Raw genomic sequence first — 12,334 nt, forward strand, 5'->3', positions numbered from 1 at the left:
CAGATCAGGGATGGCAGTATCAACATACTTACTATAGAACTGCTTTAAAGGAGCATGGTATTATCCAATCCATGTCTCGTAAAGGTAACTGCTATGATAATTGTATTATGGAGACATTCTTTGGAAGATTAAAAAATGAGATGTATTATGGCTATGAGAAAGATTATTCTTCTTTTGAAGAATTCTCAAAAGCAGTTGAAGAATATATAGATTACTATAATAACAAAAGAATTCAGGCAAAAACAAAATGGATGCCACCTGTACAATACAGGGTAGCATCCATGTGTTTAGCCTAGTTCATAAATATGTGTCCAGGATTCTGGGTACATATCATTTTGACCAGCCTTGATTTATTTAGTTTTAAGATGGCTTTAGGTCTCTATATATGTAGATGAGCTTACAGTGGAAATGTTTTCCATATATGTGATGGATGTTCCACCGGTTGCACCTGCATTATTTGCTGAGTTAGATCCAGAACTGTAAGAGCCATTCTTCCACTGCTCAAATTTATCTAATACAGCATCGTAAGTCTTTGAAGAAATGTCTGGCAAATCCTTGCCCCAAGTTCCTGTAGCCTGCTCGTAGCCTTTCTTGAATGCATCTAAAAGCATGTCTGCCTTTGAGGTATCGCCGCCAGAAAGTGCGATAGCAAAATCTACAATTCTATCAGATGTCTGGTTAACTCCCCAGTATCCATCTTCGGAAATATCTTCCTTTGCTTTTGCAATTGTTTCCTCGTCTGCAGTGAATTTACCTTCTGCAAGGAATTTCCACATATCATCCTGAGTAGCAATAGCAAATGTGCTTCCCTGACCATTAATTGTCTTCATAACAATATCTAAAAGATTGTTAATCATCTTTTCCTGGTCAGCTTTCAACTGCTGAATAAGAGCAGTTCTATCTGTCTTTTTGTAGTTGTCTGTTGTTAGTGATTGTTCATCAGATTTTTCATAAACAGCAGCTTCATCAGAAAACTTTGATGCGCTGACTTCCTGTTTTGATGCATTGAATTCAAGTGTTTCTGTAACCGAACCATCAGAATTTGTAGTCTTAGAATAGGTACCTGCTATATTAGAAGATACGCTGCTTAATGTGCTTAACTCCATAATAATAACCTCCTTGTTACTGTGGCCATGAATAAAAAACCATATGGAAATCCTTTTCCTATTCTTATTATCGGATGCTAATTGAGAAATATTTATTATTAGATTGTATTTATTTTAATACAAAATTCTTGTAAAAGTGTGGTATCTTTGTTAAAATTTATTAAGATTGAATACAAAGAACAATCAAGTACAAAATACACACAAGTACAAATTTTAATGGAGTAGTAATTTCTTTTCAATGGATAATATAGATCTTAAAGCATTAGCAAAAATAAATATCGGACTTGATGTTACAGGAATCAGGGACGATGGATATCATGAAGTAAGAATGATTATGCAGACAGTCAATCTTTTTGACAAGGTCAGCATTAAGAAGCAGGAGGGGGATGCTGTTACCATGAGCACAAACCTTCGCTTCCTTCCTGTTAACGATGACAATCTTTGCATTAAGGCGGCAAAGCTTCTAATGGAAGAGTTTGATATACACACTGGTGTGCATATCAGCCTGGAAAAGCATATCCCTGTTGCAGCAGGCATGGCAGGCGGTTCTACAGATGCAGCTGCTGTAATGTTTGGAATAAATAAACTTTTTGATTTGAATCTCAGCAGAAAAGATTTGATGGAGCGAGGCGTTAAAATCGGAGCCGATGTACCATACTGTGTAATGCGCGGTACAGCTTTGGCAGAGGGAATTGGCGAGGTGCTCACACCACTTTCACCAATGGTGAAGTGCCCAGTGCTTATTGCAAAGCCAGGTATTTCAGTTTCTACAAAGCAGGTATATGAATCTTTGGATTCATGCTTTGACAATGTTAAGCATCCAGACATCGATCAGCTGATTTCAGATATTAAAAATCAGGATTTACATGCCATTTGCAACCACATGGGAAATGTACTTGAAGAGGTTACAATTCCACTACATCCAGTTATTGCTGATATAAAGAAAATCATGCTGGATAATGGAGCAGTTGGCGCAATGATGAGTGGTAGTGGTCCTACTGTATTTGGCTTTTTTGAAGACAACAAAACAGCAAAGGCAGCCAAGGAAGCACTTACAGAGAGCAAGCTTGTAAAGCAGCTTTATCTCACTACACTTTTTAACAACAAGTATTAATTAGTTTCACACATGAAATAAGGAGATTTAAACAGAATGACTGAAAATCTTACACTTCAAATGGATGATTATTTACCACTTCGCGATGTGGTGTTTAACACCCTGCGCGAAGCTATTCTTAAGGGCGAACTCAAGCCAGGTGAGAGGCTAATGGAAATGCATTTAGCTACAAAGCTTGGAGTTAGCCGTACACCTATCAGAGAAGCAATCAGAATGCTTGAGCACGAGGGACTTGCTGTTACTATTCCTCGTAAGGGCGCCCAGGTTGCTAAAATGACAGAAAAAGATTTACAGGATGTACTTGAAGTAAGAGATGCACTCGATGCTCTTGCGGTGGTATGTGCCTGCGAAAGAATGACTGATGCTCAGTTTGTAGAGCTCAAGGAAGCTATGAAGGCATTTGAGTCAGCTACTAGAACTGACGATGTTCGCAAGATTGTGGAGGCTGATGAGGCATTCCACGATGTGATTTATGCAGCAGCTGCAAATCCTAAGCTTGAAAACATAATCAATTCTGCAAGAGAGCAGATGTATAGATATCGTTACGAGTATGTAAAGAATCCATCTGTTTACACGCAGCTTATAGCAGAACATAAGTCTATCATTGATGGTTTCGACAGAAGAGATGTAGATTTCCTAAAGGATATAATGCATGTTCATTTGTCAAATCAGATAAATGCTGTTCGTGAAGTAATTAGAGAACAAAAATAGATTGGAAATAAATAATGACAGGAACAAAATGTAATATTAAACTTTGCTCCAAGCAAAAGATGGGCCACGAATCAGAAACTACTAATGAGGAGTATGTGGGTTCATTTATTGATAGAGGTAGTAAGCGATACCTTTCCTATAATCGAGTTATGCCGGAGGGACAAAAGGTAGATTGTCTTATAAGCTTTGAGCACAATAAGCTTACATTGACTCAAAAAGGAGATATTCAATCAAAGCTTGAGTTTGCCCCAGGGGCTCGAACCAGAAATGCTTACAATACACCAATGGGCATGATGACTATTGTGGTTCACACAAAGCGTCTTGTAATCGAGCAAAAGGATACCGAAATCAATCTTTTAATTGATTACGATTTGGAAGCCGGTGGAGAACCTATCAATACAGTAATAGAAATTAAAGCAACATTAAAATAAGAAAACGCCAGAGATTGCCTCTGGCGTTTTTATTATTAAAAATTATTCAGTAGCCATATTTTTAAGTCTGTTCATGACATCTCTTACTGGTGGAATGAAAAGAATGATAAGTGTTACAGCAGCCTCAGCAAAGATGTAGATTGCGTTGTAAGCAAGTGAGTAAGCAAGTGGATTCCAACCTTCCCAAGCCCATTCGCCAAAGAAAATCCAACCTGAGATTACCGCAAATACGTAGCGTCCTAAAACAGCTGCAATGTAACCTTTGATAAGACCATATTTAGAATCCTTGAAGAATCCAGATAATCCAAGAGCACCAAAGGCGAGGATGTAATCAACAATAACCTGTGCTGGGAAAAGAATATAAGGATCAACAATGAGATTTAATAATCCATAGGCAACACCTGTGATAATTCCAACAATAGGACCAAACCAAAAACCAGGAAGGCATGCAACGAGCATTGAAAGCAATGTAATTGAGCCACCGGTTGGGAATTTAAATACCTTAATATTAGACAAAACAAAAGCAAGTGCCATAGAAGCTGCACAAAAAGCTAGTTGCTTTGCAGAAAATGTGATTTTAGTTTTTTCGTTAGACATGTGATTAATCATTAAAAAAATCTCCCTTCATACATCAATGCTAGGAGATTCGTCTATCGCTTCCTTACGCTGGTATTATCCAGTTCAAGTATTAAGGGTCGGTGCAAGCACCTCTCAGCATATGCGCCCCTAGCAAAATATTTAATTTCGATATAAAAATATCACTTGTAGGAAATATAGTCAATGAGAAAATAACAATTAAATTGCAGTAAATAAAACAACATTGTAGAATGTAACTATAAGAGATTTTGAAAAGATAGGATATTAAATGGTAAATACAGAAAAGATTATAGAAAGAGTAATACTTGTATCAGTTAATGAAGGGGACGAGGTTGAGGCCAAGGATTCCCTTCATGAGCTTGCAGAGCTTTGTGAAACTGCCGGTGCTAAGGTTGTGGGAGAAATCATGCAAAATCTGGAGCGCAGAAACCCAGGCACATATGTGGGCTCTGGCAAGGTGGAAGAAATCGCAGATTTAATCTGGGAGACAGAGGCTACAGGTATTGTTTGCGATGATGAATTAACACCAGCACAGATGCGCAATCTTGCTGATGCATTAGATACAAAAGTCATGGATAGAACCCTTATTATCCTTGATATTTTTGCTGCCCGTGCTGGCACAGCAGAGGGAAAGATTCAGGTTGAGCTGGCACAGCTTAGATACGAGATGACTCGATTGACTGGCTTTGGTAAAAACATGTCTCGTGTGGGTGGTACTGCAGCAGGTGGCGGAGGAGCTATCGGAACACGTGGCCCTGGTGAGAAAAAGCTGGAGATGGATAAGCGTCTTATTGCAGGTCGTATTACTCAGCTGAAGAAAGAGTTAAATGATGTGGTAAATCATCGTGAGCTTACACGTTCAAAGCGACAGCGAAACGGCGTACCTGTAGCAGCTATTGTTGGTTACACAAATGCAGGCAAATCATCACTTTTAAATAAACTTACAGATGCAAACATCCTTGAGTGGGATGCTCTTTTTGCGACCCTTGATCCAACCACTCGTGAGCTCCTCTTGGATAATGATCAAAAGATTCTGCTCACAGACACAGTAGGATTCATCAGAAAGCTTCCTCATCATTTGGTTGATGCTTTCAAGAGTACATTGGAAGAAGCTAAGTATGCAGATTTTATCATTCATGTGGTGGATGTAAGCAATCCGCAGATGGACCGTCAGATGGAAATCGTATACGAGACTTTGGACAAATTAGGAGTTAGCGACAAACCTGTTCTTACTATTTTTAATAAAGTAGATAAGCTTGAAGATGAGTTGGATTATCACGATTTAAGAGCTGATTATACAGTACACACTTCCATTAAGACAGGAAAAGGCCTGGATAAAGTAAGAGAAATTCTGGCTACTTTGATGCGTGGAAATAAGGAATATATTGAGCGATTAGTTCCTTACACAGAAGCGGGAAGTATTGCAAAGATTAGAGAGACAGGAGAATTGATTTCAGAGGAATATCGTGAAGACGGTATTTTCATCAAGGCTTATATCTGAATTTACACAAATTTTACTTATATCATAGAAAATACTTAGACAATGGCATTCTAACATGTTATGATTATCAAGGACTAAAAAAAGAAGGATTAAGGATTTTACTTTTCGTGAAGGAAAAGTACGGTAGAAGGAGAAAATAATGACTTTAGCAGAGATATTATCACTTCTTGGTGGAGTGGGTCTATTTCTTTTCGGAATGTCGATTATGTCTACAGGCTTAAAAAACAGCTGTGGAGATAATCTTCAGGTTATTCTAGAGAAGGCTACTACAAACAAATTTGTAGCAGTCATCGTTGGTATAGCTATGACAGTATTGGTTCAGAGTTCATCTGCAACCGATGTTATGGTTATTGGTTTTGTAAATTCAGGTATGATGGCGCTTTCACAGGCCATCGGCGTTATCTTAGGTGCCAATATCGGTACAACAATCACAGCACAGATTACAGCTTTTAATATTGCTACATTCACACCATTCATTTTGTTTATCGGTGCAGTAATGTATCTTTTCATGAAGAGAGATATTGTTAAGCATTTAGGTTCTTTCTTTATGGGATTCGGTATGCTTTTCCAGGGAATCACAATCATGAAAGCATCCATTGCACCACTTGCAAATTCAGTAATGTTTAAGAACTTCCTTGCTGGATTAACAAATCCATTTGTAGCTCTTGTATTTGGTGTTGCATTCACAGCATTACTTCAGAGCTCATCATCTGCAACAGTTATCTTCCAGACATTCGTTGTGCAGGGAATCTTGGACTACGATGTAGCAGTTTATTTGATTATCGGTGCAGCCATTGGTTCAGTTACACCAAACCTTTTGGCATCACTTACAGCAAACAGAAACGGCAAGCGTTCAGCTATTTTGAACCTTTTGTTTAATGTAATAAGAGCAATTGTAATCATAATTATTATAAATGTAACACCACTTCTGACATGGATTCAGTCTACATCATCTGATCCAGCCCGTCAGATAGCTAACACACATACAATCTTCGCTATTTTAGCAGTTTGTATTATCTTCCCATTCACTGATTACATTATTAAGCTTACATATATGTTTATTCCAAAGCTTCCAGAGGAAACTCGTGCAGCAGAGGACAGACAGCTTGTATTTATGACTCAGGTCAACAATGTGCCACCAAACATGGCTATTCACCAGGCACAGCTTGAGGCAGCCAGAATGGGTGCTATCGCAGCTGAAAACTTTGAAAAGGCCATCGATTGCTTCTTCGACTACTCACCTGAAAAGGTTGAAGACGTAGAGCAGCGCGAGGAAACAGTTAACATCCTCAACCACGCTATTCAGGATGCAATGGTTAAGCTTCAGACTCTCAACCTTACACCTGCCATGCTTCGTCGTATATCTGCAATCACTATTGCAGTTACAGATATCGAACGTATTTCAGATCACGCTGAAAACATCATCGAGTATGCAACTCGTATGAAGAATAAAAAGACAAAGCTTTCAAAGAAGGCAGCCAAGGAGCTTAAGGAAATGGCTGACAACTCTATGGAAGAGGTTGAGCTTGCCATCGATATTTTCACTTCTGAAAACTACGAGAACCTAGACAAGATTGAAAAGCTTGAAAAGAAAGTAGATAAGCAGGAGAAGCAGCTCATCAACCACCACGTAGAGCGCCTCATGGAGAACAAATGCGAACCTGTTGCCGGTGTAATCTTCTCCGACATGGTCACTGACCTGGAGCGATGCGCCGACCACGCCATCAACATCGCCTACGCCCTGAAGGAACATCCATAAGCGGTAGGGAAATATCTACACTTTCCCCCGTATTGCAACCCTTCAAAGTACTGTACTGTTTCTGGCTGAGGTATAGAGGGGGCTGGGCACCGCCCTACCTGTATCATTGGAGCAGATTTATAGATTATCTTAATGTGTAAAGGCTCCCATATGTAGGTGTACTTACGAGGCTTTTACTATTCGAAGGTAATGTATGGGTGAGACGGACAATGGAGTTTACATAATCATCTAGTCTTAACTAGTCTTTGTATTATTACTTTTGCTACTCCGCTCACTAAGAAAAAATAAAAAAGAGATATTTGTATGAATTGGCACCGTGGCACATTCAACATCGTGTTTCAAGTGACCACTGCTGCCGCCGTCCTAGCGGCAGCTGCCAATTCATATCAAATATCTCTTTTCCTTTTTCTAAGTTCACTCCAAAGCAAATAGTAATAAATACAAAGCTAGTTTAAGACAGATGATTACTTAGAATAGTGTTTGTCCGTCTCACTCATACCTTACCGGCAGAATTGTAAAACTTCGTAAGAACACCTACTAATAAATATGGGAGACTACACATTTAGATAATCATAAATCTGTGACGTACAGGTAGGGCGGTGCCCAGCCCCCTCTATACCTCAGCCAGAAACAATCTTTGGATTTTGGGGTTGCACTGCGGGGGAAAGTGTAGTATATTGTACTCAATTAAATAGGAAATCTTCAGGGCAAGGTGCGAAAACGATGGTTTTCAATTCCTGACCGGCGGTAAAGTCCGCGAGCCTTCGGGCCGAACTGGTGAGATTCCAGTACCGACAGTATAGTCTGGATGAAAGAAGAAGCGATATAGTAATTAGGCCCTGAGAGTAATCTCAGGGCTATTATATTGTGTACAATTAATTTTGGAGACTTCCTAAATTTTAATAATATTTTATTTTTAGGAGGATTGAATTATGGATTCAACACAAATGACAGGACAAGGAGTAGGTAACAAGGTGCAGAGCAGAGTAAATGTAAGGAATATGACAGTGACAGCAATGCTTTCGGCAGCAGCTTTCGTATTGATGTTTTTAGATACTGCTATTCCTCTTATGCCAAACTTTATCAAGCTTGATTTATCAGAGCTTCCAGCGCTTATTGCTTCTTTTGCATTGGGACCAGTGTGGGGCGTTATTGTTTGTCTTATTAAGAATCTACTTCATTTAACAATGACACAGACTGGTGGTGTAGGCGAGCTTTCAAACTTCATTTTAGGAGCAAGCTTTGTACTTCCAGCAGGTTTGATTTATCACAGAAAAAAGACAAAGGGGCGTGCGATTTTAGGAGCTGTTGTTGGTGCTTTGATTATGGGTGCAATTAGCTTCCCATCAAACCTTTTTATTGTTTATCCAGTGTATTACAACTTTATGTCAAAGGAAGCAATCATCGCAGCATACCAGGTAGTTGCTCCATTTGCAAAGATTAGTTCAATTGAGCAGTGCTTGTTATTCTTCAATGTACCATTTACATTTGTAAAGGGCATGATTTCAGCAATTATTACAATTTTAATTTATCAGCCACTTAGACCACTTCTTAAGGGCAATAATTAATAACTGAATATCGAAATAGCAATTTATCCCACATTCATCGCAAATTTTGTGTAGATGATGTGGGATTTTTTTTATACCATAAAATATATTTAATTAAGGTAAGGAGAGTGGGGGAATATGGTTAAAGCACCAACGGATCCAGAAAAGAATAGGGGATTTTTCTTCACCATGAAGGAAAAAGAGTTTTATGGAAAGAGAACGGAGCTTTATCAGGATGCATGTAGATTGCCAAACAGTGCGGAAGTGACAGGAAATGTGCATGATAAAGAGATGCTGAAGCTCCTTGAAACGGTAGATGGTTTTAAAAAGCTTGTGCACAGCATTGGTGTTTCTATTGAAATGGAAGACAAGGACCAATCTATAGATTTTAGATTTCAGTTTTATGGTAAGAAGGATCAGTACGGTGGAGGCGCAAATATTTATGCTACCATTCCAGCTGATGGTTCTGAGCAGAGACTATATCTAAAGGATGTTGAGTGGAAAGAGGATGACAATGTGCCAGGTCAGATTATCCTTACATCTGAGGATGAAAAGGCTAGAGGCTTTATCACACTTCGCTTATATCTAAACGATGGTTTCGAAGCACCGGAGCAGGAAGAGGAATCTCCTGTAGATGTGGATTCAAAAGAGTATAAGGATATGATTTCCAATTCTCTGATGCAGATTGGAAATACGAAGCGAATTGGAAAGCTTATTGAAAAAGCGAAAGCCGGCAAGGATGTGACAATAGCCTATATTGGCGGTTCAATCACACAGGGAGCAGGTGCAACTCCTATAAATACAGAATGTTACGCTTATAAGTCTTTTGTAGGTTTCAAGAGGCTTCTCGGAGATGGGGATAATATTCATTATGTAAAAGCCGGTGTTGGCGGTACTCCATCAGAACTGGGCATGCTGAGATTTGATAGAGATGTAACTAATGATGGAAAGATAAAGCCAGACCTTGTAATTGTGGAATTTGCTGTTAACGATGAGGGCGATGAGACTCAGGGGGATTGCTATGAGAGTCTAGTAAGAAAGATTCTTAAGCTTGATTATGAGCCAGCAGTAATTTTATTGTTCTCTGTATTTGCCGATGATTTCAACCTTCAGGATAGATTAAAGCCAGTGGGAATCAGATATGAATTGCCAATGGTTAGTGTGAAGGATTCTGTAGTACCTCAGTTTTATGATAGATCAAAGCGTATAATTACAAAGAATCAGTTCTTCTATGATATGTTCCATCCAACAAATTTGGGACATACTATTATGGCTGATTGCCTTATTAATCTTTTACAGACCATTATGGAGAAGGCGCCTATAGATAAGGAGTATAATCCTGATTTTGAAGCAAAGCCTGCCATTGGTAATTCATTTGATGATGTGATTTTGGTAGATAAAAAAGACAACACAGATTTGCTTACAATCAATCCAGGTGGATTCGTATATACCGACACAGTGCTTCAGTCTGTTGAGCGTGAGTTGGATTTGGAACTGACACCAGAATTCCCATATAATTGGATGTATGATGGAAGCAAGAATACTGATAACGTATTTACGGTAGATGTGGAATGCAAAGCTCTTGTAGTTATTATGAAGGACACAGGAGAAGTGGATGGAGCCGTAGCAAAAGCCTATGTAGATGGAGAGTTTGTTAGAGACTTAGATCCATATGTAAACAGATGGTGCCACTGCAATCCATTGATACTGGTAAATCAAAAGACCACAGCGGCACATCATGTTGAAATTCGCGTTGAATCAGATGATATTCGAAATAAGTTTACAATCCTTGGTTTTGGATTAGTGAAATAGTGATGATTTATTGAGGGGACCGGCGGTCAAAACCGGTTTCCTCATAATATTGCTTTTTATCTTCGTACATTCTGTCATCAGAAAGCTTTGCAAGTGTATCTATATTTGCATAAGGATCTTCTCGTACAGAGGCATATCCCAAAGAAATCGAAATTCCGTCGATATACTTTCCTCTCCAATGTGAAAGGTAATGCTTTAAATTGAAAAGTCTTCTGTTTAATTCTGTCTCGTTTGCAACTAAAAGAACAGCAAACTCATCGCCGCCCATACGGCCAATTGTGCTGGTAGAAGAGGTGTTAAAAGCTCTTCTAAGACATTCAGCGGTACCAATTAATAATTCATCACCTGCATCGTGACCTAAGTTATCATTTGTGTATTTTAATCTATTCACATCTACTGCTATATAGGTTAAATCCTTTGGCAGTTTGTGTTTTTCATAATCTCCTACTATGGCATAGAAATGACGGCGGTTGCCAAGCTTTGTCATTTCATCTGTATATGCGTATACCTTTGCTTGGGCAAATTCCTTTTCCTCTTTTACATTCAGGCCAATCCTTCGGTAAATCAATCCTACTTGAACCATAATGAATATCATCAAATCAATGATAACAACAAGTAAGTAGTTGTAATCGATATGGTTTACATATTGAACCAATGCAATTCCTGCAAATAGAATAAATATAAAGTTAGCTATGGCAATTCCAGTGCCGGTTTTAGCTTTTTGGTCATCTTTTACTGTAGTGTATGAATAATAACCTACCATTATCATAACCAGTAAATCGATGGCGTGAGCTACATATACAACAGTACCCCATTCAATTGTTCCGATGGTAGCAAGAAAACAGCTTATCACGATAGCAAGGGCGATGATGCCATCTATCATGTTATCCACTTTGCCGATTCGCATGAATAATGCTCGGGATAATTCAAAGAACATCATCGGCATAAGAATAAAGGTTATTACACTTAATATTGAAAATCCCGTCATATGCCCCATAATTACAAATGGAACTCGGGTTTCATTAATGATCCATTGGGCAGATATTATGGAAAAAGCGCCGGCGTAGAATAATGCTTCGAATGTAAGCTTTCTAATCAAAGCGGTGCGTTTAACTATATAGTATCCGGCAACTATCATTTCTAAAACACCGGTTACCGTAAATACAACAAACAAAATGAGTGAAGGAATGTTTTGCTGCATTTGACGGATGCCATATGAAGAACGAGTAGTGATAAAGCCTTCTGTAAGCTGGGAACCATATAGTGAATCCTGTAAATCAATGGTTACAGATATATCGTGCCCGCTATACGAGTATTCCAGTGGTATCCAAATCTCTTTCTGGCCAATATTTGTTTTGTGGCCAAAAAGAAGATTATCTCTGGACTCCAGTATGACATCTCCATCTATAGCTACTTCGAAAGAGTCATAATAAGCTCGCAGAACCAGCATCTGATCCCCATAAACTGTAGGAAGTGTATTGGTTATGGTGAATTCTTCATGATTTCCGTAAGGGAATGTAATCACTCTACCATTTACCTTCCAGTAATCACTGAAATAAACAGTATTCTCACGATATCCATATTTGACTTCGTTAGAATAGCAGAAACCGAAGCCTATGAATAATAGGAGTATTAAAGTATAAATGAATGCTACAAGTCGTCTAACAAATGATAAATCCATAATTTTCGCTCCTTGTGGAGCATTATATCAACAAATATAGAACTTTTAATGAACATGTTGTGAAAAATCCCATAA

The 12,334-nt window shown here is 38.6% G+C and carries 11 protein-coding genes and 2 riboswitches; of the genes, 8 read left to right on the forward strand and 3 right to left on the reverse strand.

Annotation, left to right across the window (positions count from 1 at the left end; genetic code table 11):
- A partial coding sequence (locus CRN97_RS08750) for an IS3 family transposase (RefSeq protein ID WP_143483257.1) occupies positions 1-296 on the forward strand: 296 nt, incomplete at its 5' end.
- Between the two features lie 75 nt (positions 297-371).
- Here the strand turns inward: CRN97_RS08750 and CRN97_RS08755 are convergent.
- The gene (locus CRN97_RS08755; protein WP_179670723.1) at positions 372-1,106 is read right to left on the reverse strand and encodes a hypothetical protein; all 735 of its coding nucleotides are present in this window, start codon (positions 1,104-1,106) and stop codon (positions 372-374) included.
- A 238-nt stretch (positions 1,107-1,344) separates the two neighbouring features.
- Here CRN97_RS08755 and ispE point away from each other — a divergent pair, with 238 nt between their 5' ends.
- The 3 genes from ispE to CRN97_RS08770 are packed head-to-tail and all read left to right on the forward strand — an operon-like array spanning position 1,345 to position 3,362.
- Positions 1,345-2,220: a 4-(cytidine 5'-diphospho)-2-C-methyl-D-erythritol kinase gene (gene ispE / locus CRN97_RS08760; protein ID WP_097076601.1), complete on the forward strand. Its 876-nt coding sequence runs from the start codon at positions 1,345-1,347 to the stop codon at positions 2,218-2,220.
- Between the two features lie 36 nt (positions 2,221-2,256).
- Positions 2,257-2,931 (forward strand): GntR family transcriptional regulator, encoded by a 675-nt coding sequence (locus tag CRN97_RS08765; RefSeq protein ID WP_097076602.1) that lies wholly within the window; start codon positions 2,257-2,259, stop codon positions 2,929-2,931.
- Positions 2,932-2,945: 14 nt separating this feature from the next.
- Positions 2,946-3,362, forward strand: a complete 417-nt coding sequence (locus tag CRN97_RS08770; protein ID WP_097076603.1) for a DUF1934 domain-containing protein — start codon at positions 2,946-2,948, stop codon at positions 3,360-3,362.
- Between the two features lie 42 nt (positions 3,363-3,404).
- Here CRN97_RS08770 and thiT read toward each other — a convergent pair whose 3' ends face one another.
- Positions 3,405-3,971, reverse strand: coding sequence for an energy-coupled thiamine transporter ThiT (gene thiT / locus CRN97_RS08775; RefSeq protein WP_033151688.1), 567 nt, complete (start codon positions 3,969-3,971; stop codon positions 3,405-3,407).
- A 32-nt stretch (positions 3,972-4,003) separates the two neighbouring features.
- Positions 4,004-4,100: riboswitch (TPP riboswitch) on the reverse strand.
- A gap of 127 nt (positions 4,101-4,227) precedes the next feature.
- On the opposite strand from thiT, the gene hflX reads away from it, so the two are divergent.
- From hflX to CRN97_RS08795, 4 genes are all read left to right on the forward strand, one after another.
- Positions 4,228-5,460, forward strand: coding sequence for a GTPase HflX (gene hflX / locus CRN97_RS08780; protein ID WP_097076604.1), 1,233 nt, complete (start codon positions 4,228-4,230; stop codon positions 5,458-5,460).
- 139 nt (positions 5,461-5,599) lie between these two features.
- Positions 5,600-7,219: a Na/Pi cotransporter family protein gene (locus CRN97_RS08785; RefSeq protein WP_097076605.1), complete on the forward strand. Its 1,620-nt coding sequence runs from the start codon at positions 5,600-5,602 to the stop codon at positions 7,217-7,219.
- A 694-nt stretch (positions 7,220-7,913) separates the two neighbouring features.
- Positions 7,914-8,043: riboswitch (FMN riboswitch) on the forward strand.
- Positions 8,044-8,151: 108 nt separating this feature from the next.
- On the forward strand, positions 8,152-8,787 hold the full coding sequence (locus CRN97_RS08790) for an ECF transporter S component (RefSeq protein ID WP_242839266.1): 636 nt from the start codon (positions 8,152-8,154) through the stop codon (positions 8,785-8,787).
- A gap of 117 nt (positions 8,788-8,904) precedes the next feature.
- A complete protein-coding gene (locus CRN97_RS08795) occupies positions 8,905-10,578 on the forward strand; it encodes an SGNH/GDSL hydrolase family protein (protein WP_097076606.1) in 1,674 nt (557 codons plus the stop codon).
- 7 nt (positions 10,579-10,585) lie between these two features.
- On the opposite strand, the gene CRN97_RS08800 is transcribed toward CRN97_RS08795, so the two are convergent.
- Entirely contained in the window at positions 10,586-12,259 is a 1,674-nt protein-coding gene (locus CRN97_RS08800; protein ID WP_097076607.1) for a GGDEF domain-containing protein, read from the reverse strand.
- Positions 12,260-12,334: the final 75 nt, after the last annotated feature.

The organism is Pseudobutyrivibrio ruminis DSM 9787 (assembly GCF_900218035.1).
Lineage (GTDB): Bacteria > Bacillota > Clostridia > Lachnospirales > Lachnospiraceae > Pseudobutyrivibrio > Pseudobutyrivibrio ruminis.

What these genes read in the sequence shown, in the direction of transcription:
- CRN97_RS08755 (WP_179670723.1), bottom strand. Translation starts at nt 1,106, where the DNA reads ATGGAGTTAAGCACATTAAGCAGCGTATCTTCTAATATAGCAGGTACC.
- ispE (WP_097076601.1), top strand. Translation starts at nt 1,345, where the DNA reads ATGGATAATATAGATCTTAAAGCATTAGCAAAAATAAATATCGGACTT.
- CRN97_RS08765 (WP_097076602.1), top strand. Translation starts at nt 2,257, where the DNA reads ATGACTGAAAATCTTACACTTCAAATGGATGATTATTTACCACTTCGC.
- CRN97_RS08770 (WP_097076603.1), top strand. Translation starts at nt 2,946, where the DNA reads ATGACAGGAACAAAATGTAATATTAAACTTTGCTCCAAGCAAAAGATG.
- thiT (WP_033151688.1), bottom strand. Translation starts at nt 3,971, where the DNA reads ATGATTAATCACATGTCTAACGAAAAAACTAAAATCACATTTTCTGCA.
- hflX (WP_097076604.1), top strand. Translation starts at nt 4,228, where the DNA reads ATGGTAAATACAGAAAAGATTATAGAAAGAGTAATACTTGTATCAGTT.
- CRN97_RS08785 (WP_097076605.1), top strand. Translation starts at nt 5,600, where the DNA reads ATGACTTTAGCAGAGATATTATCACTTCTTGGTGGAGTGGGTCTATTT.
- CRN97_RS08790 (WP_242839266.1), top strand. Translation starts at nt 8,152, where the DNA reads ATGGATTCAACACAAATGACAGGACAAGGAGTAGGTAACAAGGTGCAG.
- CRN97_RS08795 (WP_097076606.1), top strand. Translation starts at nt 8,905, where the DNA reads ATGGTTAAAGCACCAACGGATCCAGAAAAGAATAGGGGATTTTTCTTC.
- CRN97_RS08800 (WP_097076607.1), bottom strand. Translation starts at nt 12,259, where the DNA reads ATGGATTTATCATTTGTTAGACGACTTGTAGCATTCATTTATACTTTA.